This window comes from Methylocaldum sp., assembly GCF_035627495.1.
GTDB lineage: Bacteria > Pseudomonadota > Gammaproteobacteria > Methylococcales > Methylococcaceae > Methylocaldum.
This window is the reverse complement of sequence record NZ_DASPLO010000085.1, coordinates 16,555-38,676: the sequence shown is the minus strand read 5'-3', so window position 1 is coordinate 38,676 and position 22,122 is coordinate 16,555. Positions and strand designations below refer to the sequence as shown.

The 22,122-nt window shown below is 55.2% G+C and carries 20 protein-coding genes; 16 read left to right on the top strand and 4 right to left on the bottom strand.

The features are described from left to right. From VEB01_RS07465 to VEB01_RS07450, 4 genes are all read left to right on the top strand, one after another. Positions 1 to 181 (top strand): hypothetical protein (locus VEB01_RS07465; protein ID WP_324874196.1); only part of this gene is annotated, 181 nt, incomplete at its 5' end. Between the two features lie 931 nt (positions 182 to 1,112). Beyond that, positions 1,113 to 2,102 carry an RNA polymerase sigma factor RpoS gene (gene rpoS, locus VEB01_RS07460; protein WP_324874194.1) on the top strand — a complete coding sequence of 330 codons (990 nt, stop codon included), beginning with the start codon at positions 1,113 to 1,115 and terminating at the stop codon, positions 2,100 to 2,102. A gap of 576 nt (positions 2,103 to 2,678) precedes the next feature. Next, a complete protein-coding gene (gene acs, locus VEB01_RS07455; RefSeq protein WP_324874192.1) occupies positions 2,679 to 4,616 on the top strand; it encodes an acetate--CoA ligase in 1,938 nt (645 codons plus the stop codon). A gap of 27 nt (positions 4,617 to 4,643) precedes the next feature. Next, complete coding sequence (locus VEB01_RS07450; protein WP_324874190.1) at positions 4,644 to 4,982, top strand: P-II family nitrogen regulator; 339 nt, start codon at positions 4,644 to 4,646, stop codon at positions 4,980 to 4,982. Between the two features lie 58 nt (positions 4,983 to 5,040). Here the strand turns inward: VEB01_RS07450 and VEB01_RS07445 are convergent, their stop codons facing one another. After that, complete coding sequence (locus VEB01_RS07445; protein WP_324874188.1) at positions 5,041 to 5,616, bottom strand: MarR family winged helix-turn-helix transcriptional regulator; 576 nt, start codon at positions 5,614 to 5,616, stop codon at positions 5,041 to 5,043. A gap of 544 nt (positions 5,617 to 6,160) precedes the next feature. Here VEB01_RS07445 and VEB01_RS07440 point away from each other — a divergent pair. Further along, entirely contained in the window at positions 6,161 to 6,427 is a 267-nt protein-coding gene (locus VEB01_RS07440; protein ID WP_324874186.1) for a DUF2024 family protein, read from the top strand. A gap of 655 nt (positions 6,428 to 7,082) precedes the next feature. Here VEB01_RS07440 and VEB01_RS07435 read toward each other — a convergent pair. Then, complete coding sequence (locus VEB01_RS07435; protein WP_324874184.1) at positions 7,083 to 7,493, bottom strand: hypothetical protein; 411 nt, start codon at positions 7,491 to 7,493, stop codon at positions 7,083 to 7,085. 281 nt (positions 7,494 to 7,774) lie between these two features. Between VEB01_RS07435 and VEB01_RS07430 the strand changes: the two genes are divergently transcribed. The 9 genes from VEB01_RS07430 (at position 7,775) to asd (ending at position 17,102) form a co-directional block, all read left to right on the top strand. Next, entirely contained in the window at positions 7,775 to 8,089 is a 315-nt protein-coding gene (locus tag VEB01_RS07430) for a DUF6635 family protein (RefSeq protein WP_324874183.1), read from the top strand. Continuing rightward, on the top strand, positions 8,090 to 8,746 hold the full coding sequence (locus VEB01_RS07425) for a DUF6635 family protein (protein WP_324874182.1): 657 nt from the start codon (positions 8,090 to 8,092) through the stop codon (positions 8,744 to 8,746). 47 nt (positions 8,747 to 8,793) lie between these two features. Then, positions 8,794 to 10,236 carry an Nramp family divalent metal transporter gene (locus tag VEB01_RS07420; RefSeq protein ID WP_324874180.1) on the top strand — a complete coding sequence of 481 codons (1,443 nt, stop codon included), beginning with the start codon at positions 8,794 to 8,796 and terminating at the stop codon, positions 10,234 to 10,236. 14 nt (positions 10,237 to 10,250) lie between these two features. Next, a complete protein-coding gene (locus VEB01_RS07415; protein WP_324874179.1) occupies positions 10,251 to 11,546 on the top strand; it encodes an amidase in 1,296 nt (431 codons plus the stop codon). 130 nt (positions 11,547 to 11,676) lie between these two features. Continuing rightward, the gene (locus VEB01_RS07410; protein ID WP_324874177.1) at positions 11,677 to 12,861 is read left to right on the top strand and encodes an aminotransferase class V-fold PLP-dependent enzyme; all 1,185 of its coding nucleotides are present in this window, start codon (positions 11,677 to 11,679) and stop codon (positions 12,859 to 12,861) included. 168 nt (positions 12,862 to 13,029) lie between these two features. Beyond that, complete coding sequence (locus VEB01_RS07405) at positions 13,030 to 14,001, top strand: 2-hydroxyacid dehydrogenase (protein ID WP_324874175.1); 972 nt, start codon at positions 13,030 to 13,032, stop codon at positions 13,999 to 14,001. Between the two features lie 5 nt (positions 14,002 to 14,006). Next, positions 14,007 to 14,975 (top strand): hypothetical protein, encoded by a 969-nt coding sequence (locus VEB01_RS07400; RefSeq protein ID WP_324874173.1) that lies wholly within the window; start codon positions 14,007 to 14,009, stop codon positions 14,973 to 14,975. A gap of 87 nt (positions 14,976 to 15,062) precedes the next feature. Continuing rightward, entirely contained in the window at positions 15,063 to 16,169 is a 1,107-nt protein-coding gene (locus VEB01_RS07395) for a pyridoxal-phosphate-dependent aminotransferase family protein (RefSeq protein ID WP_324874171.1), read from the top strand. 33 nt (positions 16,170 to 16,202) lie between these two features. Further along, entirely contained in the window at positions 16,203 to 17,102 is a 900-nt protein-coding gene (gene asd, locus VEB01_RS07390) for an archaetidylserine decarboxylase (protein ID WP_324874169.1), read from the top strand. 36 nt (positions 17,103 to 17,138) lie between these two features. On the opposite strand, the gene VEB01_RS07385 is transcribed toward asd, so the two are convergent. Further along, complete coding sequence (locus VEB01_RS07385; RefSeq protein WP_324874168.1) at positions 17,139 to 18,734, bottom strand: glycerol-3-phosphate dehydrogenase/oxidase; 1,596 nt, start codon at positions 18,732 to 18,734, stop codon at positions 17,139 to 17,141. 200 nt (positions 18,735 to 18,934) lie between these two features. On the opposite strand from VEB01_RS07385, the gene VEB01_RS07380 reads away from it, so the two are divergent. Then, a complete protein-coding gene (locus VEB01_RS07380; RefSeq protein WP_324874166.1) occupies positions 18,935 to 19,843 on the top strand; it encodes a thermonuclease family protein in 909 nt (302 codons plus the stop codon). On the opposite strand, the gene ffh is transcribed toward VEB01_RS07380, so the two are convergent. Next, positions 19,840 to 21,198 carry a signal recognition particle protein gene (gene ffh / locus VEB01_RS07375; protein ID WP_324874164.1) on the bottom strand — a complete coding sequence of 453 codons (1,359 nt, stop codon included), beginning with the start codon at positions 21,196 to 21,198 and terminating at the stop codon, positions 19,840 to 19,842. The genes VEB01_RS07380 and ffh overlap by 4 nt on opposite strands. A gap of 94 nt (positions 21,199 to 21,292) precedes the next feature. Here ffh and VEB01_RS07370 point away from each other — a divergent pair, with 94 nt between their 5' ends. Then, positions 21,293 to 22,117: a cytochrome C assembly family protein gene (locus VEB01_RS07370; RefSeq protein WP_324874161.1), complete on the top strand. Its 825-nt coding sequence runs from the start codon at positions 21,293 to 21,295 to the stop codon at positions 22,115 to 22,117. The last annotated feature ends 5 nt before the right edge of the window (positions 22,118 to 22,122 follow it).

The following is a 22,122-nucleotide window of genomic DNA, read 5'->3' as shown; positions in this document are numbered from 1 at the left end:
GGTCCCGACCCAACCAGGGGTCGGGACCTGGCTCCACAATGACTCGACGCCCGGTCGCGATGCCTTGTGGGTCGCCTACGACCGCCGCTCTCGCGGCGACCTCCGGCCACCCACCCGGCGCTTGGGCTTCCGGGGACTACTCGACTCGCTCGCTCACTCGCTCCATGTCTCGCAGCGGTAGTCCGAAACCCGCAAGCATGAATACGACCGGCGGCCTGTTGCAATATGGGCGGAGCACCGGACCGTTTCGCACGCGCCGCCCTATATACTTCGATCTGCTTCCGCCCTGCAGGCGAGAAGATCCAACTCTGGCTCACGTAATGGCCAGTCGTTACCAGTGCATTTGGCAAGTGTCGGTGCGCAGCAATCCCGTGCCGGCGGTGTATGGCCGGGTTTGCTTCCCCCTGTAAAATTGGTAGTGAAAAAAGATTTGGTACTTCAAGCTATTGCCTATTGAGATGTATACGTGACCCGTATCACCACGAGTTAAAAGAGATGTTGGAAAGCTACAAATAATGAAATTTCTTTTGCCTTGATCGTTCGGTTCTCACCGCATCTCCCGCTTCTGCAAACCATCAAAAATACTTATTATCTCGCTTCCATCGACGCTCTCATAAAATGATTTTGCTTGTTGTATTTTGGTTCGCCCGACTTGTTTCACCAGATTTTTCTTGTTCAGCTCTCGCGTCTTTCAAGTGACTCGTCATTCATCTGAAAAGTGGAGTGTGTATCCTAACTATCCACCATTTCAGCGAGCTGTTATACGCCAATCGGCCTTATTTAAAAAATTGCGAAACAGGCCACAAAAAATCAAAAAACTGCTAAAGAAAAAATTTAATTGGCCGATACAAGAGATAGCCGTCAAAAAACCGTCGCATGGAAACCTTGCTCCGTGGCTAGGCGCCAATTTTCCGATACACCCGGCAATCGAATGCGGGACGGAAGAACAGATGATTCGTAAATTTAAAGCGATGAGAAGGACGGGAATACGTTGGCACGATAATTGGTTTTAAGCATAGCACGTTGACACTGATTAACAGAGTTATTGATGACGGAAATTCTGGTTTATACATAGGTTATTAATAATAAATTAACTGCGTGGGGGCATTGGTATGTCTGAACAGGCCGTAGAAGAATTGAAAACCTTTGGAGAGGCAGTCTTATACGATGATGTGGCTGCCTTCGTTGAAAATTTCGAAACGGATGAGGATCTCGAAGGAGAAGCACCGATCTGGAATGAAGCAGAATTCGACACCGCTGGGCCGGAATATCAATACGACGCTACGCGCTTATACCTAAAGGAATTGGGGAACTCCCAGCTCCTTACCGCAGACGAAGAAAAGCATTACGGCCGTTTAACTCAAAAAGGTGACGAAGCGGCACGTAAGAAAATGATCGAAAGCAATTTGCGGTTAGTGGTAAAAATTTCCCGTCGTTATCTAAATCGCGGGTTACCGCTCTTGGACCTAATCGAAGAAGGGAATCTCGGTCTGATAAGGGCCGTCGAAAAGTTCGAAGCCGACCGGGGATTCCGTTTTTCGACCTACGCCACTTGGTGGATACGACAAACCATTGAACGGGCCTTGATGAATCAAACACGTACGATTCGTCTTCCGATTCATGTCGTCAAAGAAATGAATGTCTACCTGAAAGCTTACCGTCAGTTAGCCATTACGCTCCATCACGACCCAAGCGCGGAAGACGTAGCAAAACATCTGAACAAACCGGTCAAAACGGTCGAAAGGATGCTCAAGCTCAACGAGCGAGTCGTATCGATCGATGTCCCTTTTAAAAAAGATTCGGAAAAGTCCTTAGTGGAATGCATTTCCGAGGAAGACAAGCTTCCTCTTCCGGAAACGCTTCAGAACGAGCGAATTTCAACCAATCTTTCTGCATGGCTGGACCAGCTTTCGGACAAGCAGCGGGAAGTCATTTCCCGTCGATACGGTCTCCGAGGCTACGACCATTCCACTCTCGAGGAGGTTGCAGCGGTAATGGGCGTTACCCGGGAAAGAGTGCGGCAGATTCAGATGGAAGCCCTGAACCGCCTCCGCGACATATTGGAAACCGAGGGCTACACGGCTGATGCAATCTTTCACTAATGCCTGTTTAGTCTTAAGTTGCGTTTAACACGCATATTCACATAGCTAACGCCGCCTTCGAGCCGGACGATCTTAATCCGTCCGACTCGAAGCGTACTCGATAACCCGCCCCTCTCAAGACCTGCCACGATAATCCGTGGCGTTATAACGGTCCGATGTCGAATGAGTCTTTTGGGCTTAACAGCGCTTTTCCCTTAAAATCGCTATCCGGCTCTTATCTTATCGTATACGGCACCAACCCCATTCATCGTGGCTCGCAGACTGATATAGGATAATTGGAATGCCAGACTCAATGGGGCTTTGAACTGAACTTTACGAACCGAGCAGGCCCGGGTTAAAAACGATTTAACCTCATCCGGCTAGGAATCACTTTTTAGGCACCGGTTCAAACATGGTTGCACGGGGTGACCAATCGATGGGCTGCTGGTATCGTGCTTTTCGATCTGAGCTTGAATATCCAGATTTTTGCCTGATACTCGTTAAACTGCAGAGACTGGTCAAACTCGCCTAAAAATTCGGTAAAATCAAAGCTACCCAGGGCATCCATACCCCATCTCGAAGACCATCGAAAAACCAATGTCTTTTGAAAAAATCTATGATGTGCCCCCGGAAATAGCTGCTCGAGCACAGATTACCGAAGCCATCTATCAGGAAATGTACGAACTCTCCATCCAAGATTCGGCCAAATTCTGGGCTCAGCAAGCGAAGCACTTCGTCGATTGGTTCAAACCTTGGGATAAAGTTCAGGATTGCGACTTCGGCACGGCCCGTATCCGTTGGTTTGAAGGCGGCACGCTGAATGTCAGCTACAACTGCCTTGATCGCCACCTACCCGAACGGGGTGATCAAGTTGCGATAATCTGGGAGGGAGATAATCCCGAAACCGACAAGAAACTCACTTATCGTGCGCTACACGAGCAAGTCTGCCGGTTCGCTAACGCCCTGAGAAAGCATGGCGTTCGAAAAGGCGACCGGGTTTGCATCTATCTTCCGATGATTCCAGAGGCGGCAGTGGTCATGCTCGCCTGCACCCGGATCGGAGCCATCCATTCCATCGTATTCGGCGGCTTCTCCGCGGACGCATTAAGGGATCGCATTCTCGATGCGGATTGCCGATATGTAGTCTGTGCGGATGAGGGAAGACGCGGCGGAAGAACCGTCCCACTGAAAGCCAATGTGGACACCGCGCTGGAATCTTGCCCGAACATAACAACGGTGTTTGTCATCCAGAATACCGGCGGACCCATCGGCTGGGATGATCGGAATATCTGGTATCACGATGCCGTGTCAGCGGCCTCTCCCGATTGTCCACCGGAAGCCATGGATGCGGAGGACCCTCTGTTTATCCTCTATACCTCCGGATCCACCGGAAAACCGAAAGGGGTGCTGCATACGACCGGGGGCTATTTGGTCTATGCGGCAATGACCCATCAATATGTGTTTGATTACCGCCCGGGCGAGATCTATTGGTGTACCGCTGATGTCGGGTGGGTTACCGGCCATTCGTATACCGTCTATGGCCCTCTGTGCAACGGCGCAACCACTCTTATGTTCGAGGGCGTTCCGACCTACCCGGCTCCCGATCGTTTTTGGAAGGTAATCGATAAACACCGGGTCAACATTTTTTATACGGCCCCCACCGCCATCCGCGCTCTAATGGCACAGGGCGATACTTGGGTCAGTAATACTAGTCGAAAGAGTTTGCGAGTTTTGGGCTCAGTTGGCGAACCCATCAATCCGGAAGCCTGGGAGTGGTATTACCACGTGGTAGGCGATGGGCGCTGCCCTATTGCCGACACTTGGTGGCAAACGGAAACCGGCGGAATACTGATTACTCCCTTGATCGGTGCCACACCGCTTAAACCCGGATCCGCAACACGACCATTTTTTGGCATCTTGCCGGCAATTGTCGACAGCCAAGGCACCGTCTTGGAAGGAGACTGCGAGGGTGTGCTGACGATTACGCGTTCCTGGCCCGGTCAGGCCCGTACGGTATTCGGCAGTCATCAACGTTTTTTCGACACTTATTTTTCAACCTATCCCGGCAAATATTTCACCGGGGACGGCGCCAAACGCGATGCGGACGGATACTACTGGATCACCGGACGGGTCGATGACGTACTCAACGTATCAGGCCATCGCATGGGTACGGCAGAAATCGAAAGCGCCTTAGTTCTGCACGACAGCGTGGCCGAAGCCGCCGTAGTGGGCTATCCGCACGACATAAAAGGCCAGGGGATCTATGCTTATGTCACTTTAGTAGCCGGCGTCTCGCCGAGCGTCGAGCTTGAACAGGAATTACTGAAAATGGTTCGCAAGGAAATCGGGCCGATCGCTATGCCGGACATCATCCAATGGGCGCCGGCATTGCCGAAAACCCGATCCGGCAAGATCATGCGGCGCATACTTCGGAAAATTGCGGCCAACGATATCCGCGAGCTAGGCGATATTTCCACCTTGGCGGATCCCGGCGTGGTGGAGGACATAATCCGGAGCCGGGCCAACCAAGGCTAGAAACATTTCACATCATCGGAGAGAAGCATGAAACTCATCACCGCCATCATTAAGCCCTTCAAATTGGACGATGTACGAGAAGCATTGTCCGATATCGGGATTAGCGGGATTACGGTTACGGAAGTAAAAGGTTTCGGGCGCCAAAAAGGGCATACGGAACTCTATCGCGGCGCCGAATACGTGGTTGATTTCTTGCCCAAAGTGAAACTCGAAGTCGCGGTAACCGGTAGCATGGTCGATCAAGCCGTCGATTCCATCATTAAAGCCGCTAATACGGGCAAGATAGGCGACGGCAAAATATTTGTCACCACCCTCGAGCAAGCTATTCGGATCCGGACCGGCGAAACCGGCGAACAGGCGATTTAATTCCGTCCTTTGGGGGCGGGCTCCCTGCCCGTCCTGCCATGCTCATCCCCTCGCAAGGCTAAGTATCCTCAACGGCCGGCTGGTGTTCCCGGCATATTTTCTCCGCATCGGTTTGCGTCAGCCACTCCAACGTTAACCCGCACTGGCGCCTTCCTTCTTGATGAATCAAGTGATACCTGCAAGTCTTGCAGGAACCAAACGTCTTCAATTTGTTTGCTGCTTGCAACTCTCTTAGAACGCGATTCAAGGTAGCTGTGATTTCTTCACACGCACTTTCAGACAAACCTTCTATCGCAGACTTCAGAATATTGGGCGGTATGGACTCCGAGACCATGCGAGTTCCTTCATCCGTTAGGGTCAGATGAACCACTCGACGATCATTAAGGTCAGCCTGCTTTTCAATTAACCCACTAGACTCCAAGACGCCCAATGTTTGCGAGACGGTCCCCTTGGTTAACCCCAAGTAATCGGCCACCGCAACGGGAGTGTTGCTATATCGGTTGCACCGGCTCAAATAGTGAAGCGCTTCCAACTGCACCGGTTGCAATCCTCTCGCAATCCCCATCTTTCGGACGTCCGTCCGAATGAGGTTGGCGATACGTTCCAAATAATCGTAAATCGATTCGGTATTCATACACCTAATAGTATCGGATCAATATTATATTGACAAAACCTTTGAGGTCCCGCTAGAGTTCATATCGACACAACACCTATTGACATCGTATAGAGCCGATAGATCCTCTGGTTATGGAGTGCGAACCAACCGCTTTCTTCCGCGCTTTTGCTGACGGCAGCCGCACTCCGTCTTTTTCAAAGTTTGTCCGTATTGATACGGAAGCTTGTATGAACGATAGAACATCGTTGATTATCGGTTTAATTACCGGCCTGAGTTCGCTATCTACAAGTGCTCTGCCTTTCCGGAGCTGTAAGGCTTCGAAGTGCATACAAACACGATTGAGCATAGAAACCCCGTTTTCAAGACCGCACGTCTTGACGCCAAAAAGAGGGCACCGAACCGGTATTCCATCATAGTTCAATGAAATCGGCTGAATTTGGCGAATCTGATAACGGCAGAGCCTCGTGCTTTGCATTATTAGGCTTCACAACATCGCCTCGGAGGATCTGTCTTTACTCCAACAGATCCTTTTACCCTAATTCACTACCGACAAACGAGACATATGACCCAAATTTACGTTTTTGACACCTATGCGCGGAGCGCAAGCGGAAAAATCATGCACTTCGATGTGGTGCTTCCGGAAAACGACCCTGCTAAAGCGCTGCAATATGCCCACGACTGGCTCCGATCAATAGGCGAAGAAGATGCCGTGGTCAACGCCGAAAATTGTGCCTATTGCCATAGCGAGGCGCATGCACCTGCCGAAATGCAGAGAGAAATCGAAACCCTCGGCTATGCCGTCTTTAAACTGGAAGGCTGCCCTAGATGACTTGGACCTTTCCGGCAAAACTCACAAGCTCAAAACCCATTCTGGACCAAACTCTGGGATAGTTAGGACGCTCTTCAGACTAACAATCGCGGCTCCGACTCCGCGGTTTTTTGCGATTTTCCGCGATCGCGGAGTTCGATTTTCCATGTTTAATGTCCAGCACGAAGTTTTTTCGATCCATTAAATTCTTGCTTTTACTACCGTGCATATCACTTGAGGCTTTGCCCGTATCGGCAAATTCAATCTTCAATGACACTGCAATCCTTGGTTCCGGATAATCGTTTTGTAGAACTGGTCCATTAGTCCATCTTCGCTGAAATTGCAGCGGCGGCTGAGAAAAGTATGGCCGCCGCGACTCGATACCATAGAGCCGACTCCAATGGCACGAGTAGAAGATTGGCAAAAAGAAACGGGCTCCCCCATAAGATGCCGAACTGATCCGCTATCATCTCAGCAGTTTGCCAGAATTATGGTTCCGCCCTCTTTTTAATGGCGAATACAAAAAGGTCTCGAAAAAATCGAGATAGGCTTTGATGGCGCCGGCACTTTCCGCCTGGGAAACAACTTCCTTGGACATCAAGTTATCAGCGATGCCATCCGCCCCCGGAATTCGCTTTTGGCTCTTGGTCGTGCAACTGCAAGAGTTACGGCACGTTTACTCCCCCGCCTTTTCGCCCCCGTCGGCCGTCGCCACCGCCTTGCCCATGCAGGTCATGACATGGTCGGTAATACTCAATGCGGCTTGCCGCGCCTGCTTAACCGAACCGAATATCTGCTGGTAGTCCGTGACGGCTTTTTCCGCATCGGCCGGCGATTTGGCATTCGCGAAACGGGTATACGCTTCGAAGAAGCGCTCCCGGCGCGGGTCGCCCGCGAAACCCGGCAAACCGCCACTGATCTCTCCTACCACGCAATCGGCGATGCTCTCGGGATCAAGCTTATAATCTTTCAAATCGGAATCGTCTTTGAACTTGGCAAGCAGCGCCTCTTTGAGCGTGGTTTTTTCCTTGTTGGCGCAGCCAATCAACAGGAAAGCGGCCAAGAACGTAATTATCAGTTTCTTCATAGTCGAACCTAATGGATAGTTGTCTCTGAGCAAAACTTAAAAGGCGCTTATTATGAGCACGAACCGCGCCTGTTACCAGACTTTCAAAGAAGTAGTCCGACGGGTTTCTTTCAAGTTTTTTCAATATTTCCGCACTGCGGACCCGACAAACACATCGCTCTCAGCGCTTGAGTTTCTCAAGCGCTAAGGAAGCTCTGATTAAGTCCTTCGACAGGCTCAGGACGAACGGAATCGACTTGTTCAGAGTTTCCCTAACGACTCTCCCAACACGAATATTGCCTATGGAAACCGACCTGCACCGGATCATCGAACGCGCTGTGACACAAGGGATCGAAGCCTATCTAGCCTCGCGAGAAACCAGAGTCCCGGCTTTCGTCGAACAACACTTCTCTTTTTCAGGCGCATTGGCGCTCCACAAGAAAACTTTCGGCAAAGACTTCTACAAACACCCGCTGAACATGCTGTGGGGTTTGCCCAGCTCCCTCATTCGAGGCACAGCGAGTCTGTTCAGAAAAGCCGGGGCCAATAAGGTAGGCCAGCGGCTGGACAAAATGCCGGTAGGCGTACCGACCGCCCTACAGCAGGAGTTGCAATGATTGATCTATACCGAACTCCTGGAACTGCCATACGCTCAGGGGGAACGGACATTCCAGCGGGATGCGCTCATGGAAGCCATCCTGGGAAACCCAGAGATTTCCGATCTGTGCGAGCAATTTCTTACTCAAATCCAAAGCAAAGTCGATCGTCCCGGATTCCGCGAGGCAATGGAGCGCAATTTGGCCGAATACGGCCAAACCCGTCTAGCCGTATCAGAGCTTGCCGGCAGCCTGATTACCCTCGCCACCAGCTACGCGGCTTTCAACAAAGCCCTGCCAGGCACACTCTCCAGCGGCATGGCCGCCGCCTCCGCCATCGCTCAACACACGGCTATCGCCAATTTCTGGCTGGGGCCCGCTATCGGTGCCTGGTATTACGGCTTATTCCCCGCGTCGGCATCGACGGGACTGATCATCGCAACCACAGCTACCATGATGGCTACCGTGAGTGCGATTGCCGCACTGTCTTGGATCGTCATTGACCCTTTGCTGGCTAAGCTCGGGATACACGAGCGGCGCCTCAACCGGTTTATCGACGCGGTAGGTGACGAACTTCGCGGCAAAGAGCACCCGAATTATCGAGTCCGGGATCACTATGTCGCGCGCGTTTTCGACCTTCTGGATATTTTGCGAGTGGCCGCCAAAACGCTAAGCTAAGCCGCTTTTAAAATCCGCCACTCTGACTACTTACAAGAATAAAAATCATGAATCGCCCGATTATTTGCGACTCCGCGCTTGCCGATCTCGCCCGAAGACCCCTGCCCGCTTTTCCCGGCTGGTGGATGGCGCTGGGTCCGGGAATCGTATGGATGGCACTGGCACAAGGCAGCGGCGAGCTGATTTGGTGGCCTTACCTGATTGCAAAATATGGCCTGACGTTCCTCTTCCTTTTAATTCCGGCCTGCCTGCTCCAGTATCCGATCAACGTCGAAATCGGCCGCTATACCCTGTTGACCGGCGAGAGCATTTTTCACGGTTTCATCCGGCTCAATCGCGGATTCGGGATTCTTCTTTGGATATTGATGTCCGTCTCTTTCCTTTGGTTCGGCGCCTTTGCCTCCGCGGGCGGGACGGCGCTGGCTGCTCTGACCCATTTTCCCGATGGCTGGGATGCCCGCAGCCAATCGCTGTTTTGGGGGTATTTCTCGATCGCCGTATTCTTGGCGGCCATAGTGCTCAGCAAGGTGGTGTATGTCCTGGTTGAGCGATTCATGAAAGCAGTCGCGATCACCACCGTAGCCGGCCTGCTCTGGGCTTGCCTCCAGACCGAAGTCATCGCTGCGATACCGAGTTTCCTCCGTGGACTGCTGGGCTCCACGGCTCCGTTGCCCCGCCCTTGGGAAGCCCAGGACGCCACCAAGCTGCTCACTGCCATCGCTTTCGCCGGACTGGGAGGCTTTTGGATTTTGTTCTATTCGTACTGGCTGCGCGACAAGGGCGTCGGAATGGCGGCGCACATGGGCAAAATCACGGGGCCCATTGCCGGCAAACCGGAAGTCATTACGAGCGACGGCTTTCTTCCCGGCAATCTGGCTGAAAACGAGCATCGCTGGCGGAAATGGCAGCAATTCCTTCACACCGATGTGCTGATCGGAATCGTCGGCAATCTGCTGACGACGCTCATGACCTGTCTTCTGGCCTATGCGCTGCTGTTTCCCAAGGGCTTGCTGCCCCAGGATTACGAGCTCGCGGTAGTGCAAAGCCGCTTTTTCGAGGTGGGCTGGGGCGAAATCGGGCGGCTGTTGTTTCTTCTAGTGGCCGCGGCTTTCCTGACCGATACCTGGCTGGCGACGGCAGATGCCGTTAGCCGCATGCAGGCCGACATTGTTCATGTGCTTTTCCCGAAAAGCCGGCGGATTGCTCTACGTACTTGGTACTACATTTTCCTGGCACTCTTGACCCTGATCACGTCGCTGACCATGCTGCTCGACACCCCGGGCACGCTGATCCTCACCAGCGCCGTCATCGGCTTCGCCGGAACCGTTATGTTCCCGGTCGCTTTGTACCTGCTCAATTACCGCTGCCTTTCGCCACAGCTGCCGGCATGGGCTAAGCCGCCCGATTCCGGACGCTGGCTTCTGGGACTGAGCTTCGTGATCTACCTCGGGCTGGCTCTGACCTACGGCTGGTCGATGCTTGCCGGCTAAACGTGCGTGACGCCATGAAGTCGACAACGGTTGCAAAGAACCTTCGAAGCGGTGAATGGCCTCTGCTCGAGTATCTCCGTGAGCTCGAAAGCCGCTTTGCCAAAGTCGAACCGAACCTATTGGCTTTTGTACCTGAGGAAGATCGCTGGGCGCGGCTCTATCGGGAGGCGAAAGAGCTGTTGCGCCGTTATCCCGAACCCGACCATCGACCGCCTTTGTTCGGCGTGCCGGTAGGCGTCAAAGACATCTTTCATATAGAGGGATTCGAAACGCGTGCAGGCAGCCTTCTGCCGCCCGAAGCGCTTAGCGGCATGGAAGCCAGCGCAGTGAAGCGCTTAAAAGATGCCTGCGCGTTGATCATCGGCAAGACCGTCACAGCCGAATTTGCCTACATTGCCCCGGGTCCAACCCGCAATCCCCATAATCCGGAGCACACGCCGGGGGGATCGAGCAGCGGCTCGGCGGCCGCAGTGGCGGCCGGTCTTTGCCTCGTGGCGATCGGCACGCAAACCGTCGGATCGGTCAATCGCCCCGCCGCGTTCTGCGGTATTTGCGGGTTCAAGCCCAGCTACGGAAAGGTTCCCACGGACGGCGTGATTCCCTTGGCTCCGAGCACGGATCATATCGGCTGGCTCGCTTCGGACGTGGACGGAATCGAGCTGACCGCACAGGCATTGGTTCCCGATTGGAAATTATCCCAAACCGAGGAGCGCCCGAAACTGGGAATCCCTGACGGCCCCTACCTCGATTATGTCACGGGGGACGCTCGACTTTACTTTCAAGAAACCTGCGCGGTCCTTCGAGCGGCCGGGTATACCCTCCTCGAAGTGCCGGCATTTCCTGATTTCGAAGAACTCTATCGTTGGCATCATCTGCTCGTCGCCGGAGAGGCTACTCGTGCTCACGAAAGATGGTATCCAAAATACAAGCCGCTCTATCGCCCGGAAACCACGGAACTCATCGAGCGCGGCCTAAAGATTTCAGCATTAGACCTGGAGACCGCAAGAGCGGTCCGGCAGCGCCAGCGTGAGTATATTGCAGCGCTTATGCAGCAACGCGGCATCGATGCCTGGATCTCCCCTTCCGCGACCGGACCGGCGCCCCGTGGCTTGAACAGTACCGGCGACTCGGTGATGCAGCTACCCTGGACTCAAGCCGGCCTTCCGCTCCTTAACATTCCCACCGGCTTTGTTCGCGGTTTGCCCGTTGGAATCCACATAGCGGGTCCTTGGGCGAAGAACGAGACTTTAGTCCGATGGGGGCTGGACATCGAATCACTGTTTAAAACCCCGGCAAAATGCCCAACTTGAAGACAGCTTCTCCCCTGTGGCATGATTACGGGCTGTTTTTGGGCGGTCTTCGGCGGTCTGTATCCGGTTTTTATGCTCCAGCGCGTTTTCGTGCCGTTCAAACGTAACCACGTTCCATAAGGTGAAATTAATGCCAGGTCGCACTCATCTCTACGTTCCCGGTCCCACCAATATTCCGGACTCCATCCTGAGCGCCATGCACGTGCCAATGGAAGATCACCGGCGCCCCGACTTTCCGGAGCTGGTTAAACCTTTATTAGAAGACCTCAAGAAAATCTTCCAGACCCAAGCCGGCCAATGCTTTATTTTTCCGGCCACCGGCACCGCGGGCTGGGAAATCGCCCTGACCAACACCTTGTCCCCCGGCGACAAAGTCCTGGCTTACCGCTTCGGCCAGTTCAGCCATCTGTGGATCGATATGGCGCGCCGCCTCGGCTTCGATGTAGAACATGTCGAAATTCCCTGGGGCGAAGGCATACCGCTCGATCAGCTTGAAGCGCGGCTCAAAGCCGATACCAAACAGGACATCAAGGCCGTCCTGATTTGCCATAACGAAACCGCCACTGGCGTCACCAACGACCTGGCGGGCGTACGCAAAGCTTTGGATGCCGCCGGCCACTCCGCTTTGTTTTACGTAGACGGCGTCAGCTCGATCGCCAGCATCGATTTCCGCATGGACGAATGGGGTATCGACATCGGCCTCGCCGGTTCGCAAAAAGGATTCATGTTGCCCGCGGGCCTCGCCTTGCTGTGCTTCAGCCAAAAGGCCCTGGACGCCCGCCAGAATGCCAAGAGCCGTCGCTGCTTCCTGGATATTCAGGATCAAATGACGCACAACGCCGGCGGCTATTTCCCATACACACCGTCGATCCCGCTGCTTTACGGCTTGCGCAAATCTATCGATTTGCTGCTTGAAGAAGGGCTCCAGAATGTATTTGCCCGCCATTACCGGCTCGCCGAAGGCGTGCGCCGCGCTGTCAAAGCCTGGGGACTGGACTTGTGCGCCCGCGACCAGAAATGGTATTCGAACACCGTTTCCGCCATCGTCGTTCCGCAAGGTTACGATGCTCGCGACGTGATGCACTACGCTTACCACCGCTACAATCTCTCGCTTGGCGCCGGTTTAAGCGAGGTCATGGGCAAAGTGTTCCGCATCGGGCACTTGGGTGATCTCAACGAACTGATGCTGTGCAGCGCGATCGCGGGCGCCGAAATGGCCATGCGCGACACGGGCATACAGGTCACGCCGGGCAGCGGTATCGCGGCGGCCTGCGAGTATTGGCGCGAAACGGCACCGGCCATCAAGCCGCGCTGATCGGCCTTGCCCCAACCTCGCTCTCCGGGAGGGAGTCGTAAGAACCGCTTGAGGCAGGCTGGGATGACGAAGGATTCCCACCGACTCTCGCGGCACCTTCCAGGACAGAGGGGATGAAATCCGAGTAAGGTGGGCAATGCCCACCTTACGTAATTTGGAGCCTGCAACATGAGCAAACCCAAAGCCCTAGTCACGCGCCGCTGGCCGGAAGCCTGCGAAGCCAAGCTTCAGGAACTGTTCGACGTCACCTTCAACGCTGACAACCATCCGATGACCGCAGAGGAGCTGAAAGACGCTCTGCGCAATTACGACGTGGTCATGCCGACGGTGACCGATCCCATCAATGCCGATGTTTTGAGCGCCGAGCCTTTGCGTTGCAAGATCCTGGGCAACTTCGGCGTGGGTTTCAATCATATCGACGTTCAGGCGGCCAAGGCGCGCGGCATCACCGTTACCAATACGCCCGACGTACTCACCGATTGCACCGCCGATATCGCCATGTTGCTGATGCTGATGGCCGCCCGGCGGGGCGGCGAAGGCGAGCGGCATGTTCGCAGCGGCGCATGGACGGGTTGGCACCCCACGCACATGATGGGCACCAAGGTCACCGGCAAAACACTCGGACTGATCGGTTTCGGCCGCATTGCCCGAGCGATGGCGAAAAAGGCGCATTTCGGCTTCGATATGCCGATCATCTTTTTCGACCCCTATCCTCCGGCCCCTGAACTCATCAAGTCCTTCGCCGCCGAACCATGCGGCAGCGTCGAGGACGTGCTGCGCCGCGCCGATTTCGTGGCTCTCCACTGCCCCGGCAGCAAGGAAAACCACCATCTCATAAACGCCGAGCGCCTTGCATTGATGAAACCCACGGCGTACCTCATCAACACCGCTCGGGGCGACGTGGTCGACAACGCGGCTTTAATCGACGCCTTGAAGAAGAAGACCATCAAGGGCGCCGGCCTGGACGTGTTCGAGGGTGAGCCGAATTTGAATAAAGGATTTCTCGATCTGGACAATATTGCGCTGTTGCCGCACTTGGGTAGCGCCACGTTGGAAACCCGGGAGGCCATGGGCATGCGGGTCATAGAAAACGTCACGGCATTCTTTGCCGGACAGACGCCGCGCGACAAGGTGGTCTGAACACCGTGCCCGTCGCTGAGCCGCGCTCGTTCTGGCCTGCCGAGATACTCACGCCAGCCGAGTACCAAAAACTTTGGGAACGCATCCGGCCGGTCTTTGCCGCACAGATGCGCGCTCACCACATCGATGAAAGCCTGACGGAAGGACTCGCCGCGGTCTATCTCCCGCTCGCGGCCTGGGTACGCCGGCAGAAATCGGCCGAAACGCTGGTGCTGGGCGTCAACGGCGCCCAGGGTTCGGGAAAATCCACGCTGTGCGACTTTCTCCGACTAATCCTGAGCGAAGCGTACGGCTTTCGTGTCGCCGGGTTTTCCATAGACGATATCTATAAGACCCGAGCCGAACGGGAATGCCTGGCGCGGGACGTTCATCCGCTCTTGCTTACCCGCGGCGTACCCGGTACCCATGACGCCGACCTGGGACTCAATACTATCCGCGCCTTGAAAACGGCCGGAGCGAATACGCTGACTCCCCTGCCCGCCTTCGACAAGGCATGCGACGACCGCAAACCGTTGGCGGAATGGCCGGTGGTTCATGGCCACCCGGATGTCGTTATTTTCGAAGGCTGGTGCGTAGGCACACAGCCGCAATCGGATGACGCGCTCGGCCTGCCGATCAATGAGTTGGAGAAAAACGAAGATCCGGACGGCGCGTGGCGCCGCCACGTCAATGACCAACTCAAAGGCGACTATGCGACCCTTTTCGGGGAACTGGACCGGCTCATCATGCTCAAAGTCCCCGGCATGGACAGCGTCTTCGAATGGCGCAGTCTGCAAGAACGAAAACTGGCCGAAAAAACCGGTCCAAGCGACCGGCACCGGCTAATGGACGCGGCCGCGCTACGGCGCTTCATCATGCATTACGAGCGCCTGACTCGGCATACATTGGACGAAATGCCGAGCCGCGCCGATCTCACTCTGTGTCTCGACGAGCGTCATCAGTTCACTCACGTACATATAAAACTAAAACGCTAAAACATGAGCATCCGATCTTTCCACCCCCCAGTCCGCACTTTAATGGGCCCAGGCCCGTCCGATGTCCACCCGAGAATTTTGGAGGCCATGGCGCGACCGACGATCGGCCATCTGGACCCCCGCTTCATCGGTATGATGGATGAAATGAAGGCATTGCTGCACTATGCCTTCAAGACGAGCAACGAATTGACCCTGCCGGTTTCCGCACCCGGTTCGGCCGGCATGGAAACGTGTTTCGTCAATCTTGTGGAACCGGGCGATACGGTGATCGTGTGCCAGAACGGCGTTTTCGGCGGTCGCATGAAGGAAAACGTGGAACGCTGCGGAGGCACGGCTGTCCTGGTGGAAGACGAATGGGGCATGCCTGTGGACCCGAACAAAGTAGCGGACGCACTTAAGGCTCACCCCGAAGCCAAGATCGTCGCCTTCGTTCAAGCCGAGACGTCCACGGGCGCTTGCTCGGATGTGGAGACGCTTGCCCAGCTTGCCCACGAGCACGGTTGCCTGGTCATCGTGGACGCCGTGACGTCGTTGGGCGGTTCTCCGCTCAAAGTGGACGAATGGAATGTCGACGCCCTCTACTCCGGCTCGCAAAAGTGTCTTTCCTGCACGCCGGGCCTTTCGCCGGTCAGCTTCAATCAGCGCGCGATCGAGGTCATCAAGAATCGCAAGACCAAAGTCCAAAGCTGGTTTCTGGATCTCAGCCTGGTGATGAATTACTGGGGCGGCGGCACGAAACGCGCCTATCATCACACGGCGCCGATCAATGCTCTGTACGGCTTGCATGAGGCTCTGGTGCTTCTGCAGGAGGAAGGGCTGAAGAATGCCTGGCAACGGCACCAGGACATGCATACCGCGCTGAAAGCCGGGCTCGAAGCGATGGGACTGCGCTTCATCGTGCCGGCAGCGGCCCGTTTGCCGCAGCTCAATGCGGTCGCGATTCCGGAAGGCGCGGACGATGTTTATGTCCGCTCGACCCTGCTCAATCGTTACGGCCTCGAAATCGGGGCGGGACTCGGAGCCCTGGCCGGCAAAATTTGGCGCGTCGGATTAATGGGATACAGCGCATCCGCGAAGAATGTTTTGGTTTGTTTGAGCGCATTGGAGGCCGTACTCGTCGAAACCAAGGCGCCCATTACCACCGGAGCGGCTGTGAGCGCGGCTCAAAAGATTTTGGCCGACCGGGGTTATTGATCCCTTCTCTGCTGAACACCAGGCAATCCAAGTATGTTTACCTCGGAAAGGCTCTTCGCGCTCGGCCAGTATGTGTTGCCCCAGCACAGGCTGTCACGACTGATGGGTTCCATAACCCGTTGCCGGAACACCGTCTTCAAAGATGCGATGATTCGCTCTTTCATCAAGCTGTACGGCGTAGATATGGAACAGGCTCTCGATCCGGATCCGGCGGCTTACGGGTGTTTCAACGAGTTCTTTACCCGCGCGCTCAAGCCGGAAACCCGCCCGATCGCTCCGGCGCCCGATGCCGTGATCTGTCCGGCAGATGGCACGGTCAGCCGAATCGGAGCGATTACCGAGGGACGCATCATCCAAGCCAAGGGAAAAAATTTCAGCGTAACCGATCTGCTCGGCGGACATGCGCAAAATGCGAAGCTGTTCGCCAACGGCCGATTTGCGACGATCTACCTCTCGCCGCGAGACTATCATCGCCTGCACATGCCTCTTAGCGGGACGCTTAGAGAGATGACGCACGTCCCCGGAAAATTATTCAGCGTCAATGCGGCCACGACCGCTAACGTCTCGAATTTGTTCGCCCGCAATGAGCGCGTTATAACGCTATTCGACACCGAAGCAGGCCCAATGGCTTTGGTCCTCGTAGGTGCCATCTTCGTCGCCAGTATCGAAACGGTTTGGCACGGAATCGTCACCCCCCCGACCGGCGCGACCTTACGAACCTGGCATTATCCGGAAAATCCGCCGGTCCTTTCCCGCGGCCAGGAAATGGGGCGCTTCAACATGGGTTCCACGGTAATCGTTCTGTTCGGCGATAACGTGGTCGAGTGGGAAGAATCGTTGACGGCCGACAGTATCGTCTGCATGGGACAGTCCTTGGGTCGGCTCACCCGTCAAACGGCACAAAGTTCTGACCGACTCCAGCGGAGAGGGTAAGCACAGACAACTGATTGGGCAAATGAAAAACGGGGATTACGCCAGCTTTCGGAATTTGGGGTAATCAGCCAGGCATCTGCCGATCTCGAGTCTTTGACGCGCCTTGTCCCATCCTAGGATGGGTGCGATGTCGGCTGCAATGGCCTCCATTTCGTCGAGAGAAAAGCGATGCAGGAGGAGCAACGGCAGACGACGTCGCAGGAGATCGTCCAAGTGAACGATCATTTCACCGCGGGCACAATGGAAAAGATCGGCGGCGACGAAAGGCAAGTCCGGTAGAGTGCGTGCCCTCAGAGCGCCATCCCGCTCAATGAGCGAGAAGATCTCATCGATCCGCTTGCCGTGGCGGAAACTCAGCCAGCGAACCTCCTCTTCCACCAGCCCTAAACACCGCCCCAGAGCCATCTTATCCTGGAGCCAGCCCGAATAATCCTGGCCGGGAGCCCAAGGGAAAGCCAGATCTCCCGTCATGCAAGACCGTCGAGTGCCCAACTTTCGGCACACTCTATCGACGATCGCCGCGGCACCCTGCCGGGCCGAGGTAAACTTACCGCCTACCGAGATTAGCACGCCATTATTCAGCTCTTCCAACATCCACTCGCGACTTAGCGCGGATGGCGCACTCTCGTCTCCGCCTTTCAGCACTCGAAGACCCGCAAAACCGCCGAGAATATCGTCCTCGCACCATTGCACCGAGCCGAGCACGTGGTTTGCCGCACGCAGCAAATAATCGATGTCCTCTTGCTCTACGACGACATCCGCGGGATTGCCAACATAATCCGTGTCGGTAGTTCCCAACAGCGTAAACCCGTACCACGGCACAAAAAAAACGACTCGCCCATCCGTTTCCGAAACGAACAATAAGGCGTCCTTGCCGGGTAAACGAGGCAAAATAAGATGAACGCCTTTGCAGAGCCGACAGGCCTTGGACGAGGAACCGGGCATGTCTTTTACCCAAGCACCGGTTGCATTGACGATACACCGGGCACGGACCGGCGTCTGTTCCCCGGTCACCCGATCCTTGGCGATAACGCCCATCGCTCGCCCGTGCCGTTCCTCATAGGCGATGGCCTCACAGTAGTTGACGGCTACCGCGCCGGCAGCCAATGATCCATCCACCAGTTCCAATACAAAACGGGCGTCGTCCGTCTGCGCATCTCCGTAAGTCCACCCGCTGTCCAAATCTGTCGCCCGGACCCATGGAAAACGGCGGGCAAATGCCTCCGCTCCCAGGCGCTCATGGCGTCCTTCGGAGCCGATGATGTTGCCCAGTAGATCGTAGACACGGAGTCCCAGGCGGAGTCGCCATGACGTCAAGCGATCTCCGCGATAGACCGGAATCCCGAAACGGAGCGCTTCGACCCGGTGGGGGCAAAGCCGCATAAGCCGTTGCCGCTCGACTAAAGATTTCCGAACCAATCCAAAACGGCCCTGAGCGAGGTAGCGTAGCCCACCGTGGATCAGCTTGGTGGACGCTGACGAAGTGGCTCCGGCCCAATCGCCCTTGTCTATCAATGTCGTCGAAAACCCGCGCAAAGCCGCATCATAAGCCGTCCAGGCACCGTAAATGCCACCGCCGACGACCAATAAATCGAAGGTTTTATGCTTAAGATCGGAAAATCGCCGCTGCATGGTCATAATAGCGTTGATGCCGCAGAGTTATTTTTTTCTTTAGACCATTTATCGGGGCGTCACGCTCGCGCCGCCCGTGAGCCTCACATGGAGAATATCCCCGCTCCGGCGGTGCTTACAAGCGTACAACAATCACACGTCCTTTCCCGTAACTCGAAATTTGCCGCTGAAATGCGGTCTTGGATCCAATCGCAGTACCGATGAAGAAATCGCTTTTAATTCGCCTTCACTCCGTCTTCCTTATCGCCACAGCTCTTTTTGCCGGTCCCTACGATCCAGCCCAAGGAGGCGACGTCTACCGGTGGAAGGACAATAACGGTCGCACCTACTATTCCGACCATGCTGTCGAAGGCGCTGAACGTACTCGCATAGATGCGGCACCAACGGTCCATGTCGTGAAGAGGGTATTCGACGGGGACACCGTTTTGCTCAATAACGGCGAGAAGGTCCGATTGCTCGGAATCAATACACCCGAGGTAGACAGCCCGAGAAAGATCGGCGAGCCGGGCGGTGAAGAGGCGAAGCTTTGGCTCCAACAGCGCTTATCGGGTCGAACGGTGCGCCTGGAGCAGGACGGAGAGCTTCGGGATAAGTACCAACGGCTTTTGGCCCATGTGTTTACCGCTAGCGGCCAACACATCAATTTGGCTTTGGTGGAAGCTGGCTTGGCTTTTGTCGACATTCACCCGCCCAACCTCAAATATACCCAGGCCTTAACACAGGCGGAAAACCGGGCGGAGCAGGCACGACGCGGGATTTGGGGAATGACGGATTACCGGCCGAAACCGGTGGAAGCTCTGATCGCGCGGCCGATGCTACGCGGCTGGCAGCGGTTGACAGGCGTACCATCCGCTATCATCGCGAGCAAGCGCTATTTGCGTTTGAAGTTTTCCGATCGGTTCGAAGTCCATATCGAGAGAGAGAACCTTAACCTGTTCCCCCCGTTGGAGAACTATCTACACCGGAATATCGAAGTACGGGGCTGGTTATCGCGCCGACGCGGCGATTATTCGATCTTCGTCAGACATCCGAGTGCGCTTGTCGCACTGATCGATGGGAACCCGGCCTTCTTTAACCAGGGCAAGGTTCCCATGCTTATGAGGCATTAAAACGGCATCCCTCGCCCGATATTGCCTTTCATTCCGCGCAACAGATTCATCATGTTGCCCTTCTTGAATTTCTTCATCATCTTTTGCATCTGATCATATTGTTTGAGCAACCGATTGATGTTCTGCATATCCATGCCCGAACCTTTCGCGATGCGCTGCTTTCGCGAGTTGTTGATCACATCCGGGAACGCCCGTTCTTGCTTGGTCATGGAGTTGATGATGGCGATTTGCTGGACCATCTCCTTGTCGTTCACCTTTTCCTTCACGTTCTGCGGCAGGTTCGCCATGCCGGGAAGCTTGTCGAGCATCGCTGCGACGCCGCCCAGATTCTTCAACTGCAACAACTGGTCGCGGTAGTCGTTCAAATCGAAGGACTTGCCTTTCTGGATCTTCTTGACCAGTTTTTCGGCTTTCGTTTTATCGATCTTACGCTCGGCTTCCTCGATCAGGCTCAGGACATCGCCCATACCCAAGATTCGGGACGCGATTCGGTCGGGGTGGAACCGTTCCAATGCCGCGGTCTTTTCGCCCACGCCCAGAAACTTGATGGGCTTGCCCGTGACATGGCGGACCGACAATGCGGCGCCGCCTCTGGCATCGCCGTCGGTTTTGGTCAGAACGACGCCGGTCAGGGTAAGTGCGTCGCCGAACGCCTTCGCGGTATTCGCGGCGTCTTGGCCGGTCATCGAGTCGACCACGAACAGCGTTTCGATCGGATTGATGGCGGAATGAATCTGTTTGATTTCCGTCATCATCTCATCATCGATATGGAGACGGCCGGCGGTATCGATAATGACGACATCCTTATACTTTTTCCGGCCATATTCGACGGCGTTTCGAGCGATATCCACCGGATTCTGCGTGGGATCGCTCGGGAAAAAATCGGCACCCACTTCAGTGGCAAGCATTTGCAGTTGGTCGATAGCGGCGGGACGATAGACGTCGACGCTGGCGACCACTACGGACTTACGCTCATTCTCCTTGAGCCAGCGGGCCAGCTTGGCGACTGTGGTGGTTTTACCGGCACCTTGGAGACCCGCCATCAGGATCACCGCCGGCGGCTGCGTCGCCAGACTGAGCCGCTCGTTGGCATTGCCCATGACGGCGACCAATTCTTCATTGACGATTTTCACCAATGCTTGGCCCGGGCTGAGGCTGGACTGAACTTCCTGCCCCAGTGCCCGCGTCTTCACGTGCTCGATGAAATCCTTGACGACCGGCAGAGCGACGTCGGCTTCCAAGAGGGCCATGCGCACCTCTCGCAAGGTGTCCTGAATGTTGTTCTCGGTCAATCGGCCCTGACCGCGAATCTTTTTGAGCGAATGGGTTAAACGTTCGGTAAGGTTGTCAAACATGGCTCTAAATCCTGCGGGCTATGGAGATACCCAGGTTACTTCATCTTGATCGGCCATTATGCCAGACTAGAGGACCCAGGAGGACATGATTTCAATGAATTCTACGCTGTTTGGCGCCTTGGCGATTGCCACCTACGCTGTCGCCGCCATTACCCTGATTCGCTCGCTGCACGATACCGATTATCCACCGGGGGAGATGTCCGGGGTTCGGCGGTTGAAGACCTTAGCTCTCGGCTGGCTCGCCGCCGTTCTACACGGAATCGCGCTCACCGGTGCGTTCGAAACCGCCGAGGGACTCAATCTAAGTTTTTTGAGCGCAATGTCGCTGGTGGCCTGGGTAATCGTAGCCATCCTGCTTTTGACCGCTCTCGCGAAGCCTGTGGATAAACTCGGAATGGTCATTTTTCCGCTGGCCGCGCTGATTCTTCTGCTAAAGCTCAGCGTACCGGAAAGTATTCACACGGTAAGGAACCAATCCTGGCCTATGACCACTCATATCGTGGTCTCGATGCTCGCCTACAGCTTTCTCAATATCGCCGCCTTTCAAGCTACACTGCTGGCGCTTCAAGACTGGCGGTTACGCAGCCACCATACTGATCTCTTGGTACGCTCGCTTCCGCCTTTACAGACAATGGAATCCCTGTTGTTTCAGCTGATCGCGGCAGGATTCGTACTCCTCAGCGCGTCGCTGCTCACAGGCTTTATTTTTCTGGAAGACATGTTCGCGCAGCATCTGGCACATAAAACCGTGCTGTCGATACTGGCCTGGATCTTATTCGGCGTACTTCTGATAGGACGGGCTCGTTACGGCTGGCGAGGAACCATAGCCATCCGCTGGACGCTCGGAGGATTTCTGTCACTGATGCTGGCCTATTTCGGCAGCAAGATGGTGTTGGAATGGATATTGAACCGGGCTTGATGTTG

Coding starts and splice junctions, on each gene's coding strand:
- rpoS (WP_324874194.1), top strand. CDS start 1,113: ATGTCTGAACAGGCCGTAGAAGAATTGAAAACCTTTGGAGAGGCAGTC.
- VEB01_RS07395 (WP_324874171.1), top strand. CDS start 15,063: ATGGCGCGACCGACGATCGGCCATCTGGACCCCCGCTTCATCGGTATG.
- acs (WP_324874192.1), top strand. CDS start 2,679: ATGTCTTTTGAAAAAATCTATGATGTGCCCCCGGAAATAGCTGCTCGA.
- VEB01_RS07440 (WP_324874186.1), top strand. CDS start 6,161: ATGACCCAAATTTACGTTTTTGACACCTATGCGCGGAGCGCAAGCGGA.
- VEB01_RS07370 (WP_324874161.1), top strand. CDS start 21,293: ATGAATTCTACGCTGTTTGGCGCCTTGGCGATTGCCACCTACGCTGTC.
- VEB01_RS07430 (WP_324874183.1), top strand. CDS start 7,775: ATGGAAACCGACCTGCACCGGATCATCGAACGCGCTGTGACACAAGGG.
- VEB01_RS07415 (WP_324874179.1), top strand. CDS start 10,251: ATGAAGTCGACAACGGTTGCAAAGAACCTTCGAAGCGGTGAATGGCCT.
- asd (WP_324874169.1), top strand. CDS start 16,203: ATGTTTACCTCGGAAAGGCTCTTCGCGCTCGGCCAGTATGTGTTGCCC.
- VEB01_RS07385 (WP_324874168.1), bottom strand. CDS start 18,734: ATGCAGCGGCGATTTTCCGATCTTAAGCATAAAACCTTCGATTTATTG.
- VEB01_RS07420 (WP_324874180.1), top strand. CDS start 8,794: ATGAATCGCCCGATTATTTGCGACTCCGCGCTTGCCGATCTCGCCCGA.
- VEB01_RS07410 (WP_324874177.1), top strand. CDS start 11,677: ATGCCAGGTCGCACTCATCTCTACGTTCCCGGTCCCACCAATATTCCG.
- VEB01_RS07450 (WP_324874190.1), top strand. CDS start 4,644: ATGAAACTCATCACCGCCATCATTAAGCCCTTCAAATTGGACGATGTA.
- VEB01_RS07405 (WP_324874175.1), top strand. CDS start 13,030: ATGAGCAAACCCAAAGCCCTAGTCACGCGCCGCTGGCCGGAAGCCTGC.
- ffh (WP_324874164.1), bottom strand. CDS start 21,198: ATGTTTGACAACCTTACCGAACGTTTAACCCATTCGCTCAAAAAGATT.
- VEB01_RS07380 (WP_324874166.1), top strand. CDS start 18,935: ATGAAGAAATCGCTTTTAATTCGCCTTCACTCCGTCTTCCTTATCGCC.
- VEB01_RS07435 (WP_324874184.1), bottom strand. CDS start 7,493: ATGAAGAAACTGATAATTACGTTCTTGGCCGCTTTCCTGTTGATTGGC.
- VEB01_RS07445 (WP_324874188.1), bottom strand. CDS start 5,616: ATGAATACCGAATCGATTTACGATTATTTGGAACGTATCGCCAACCTC.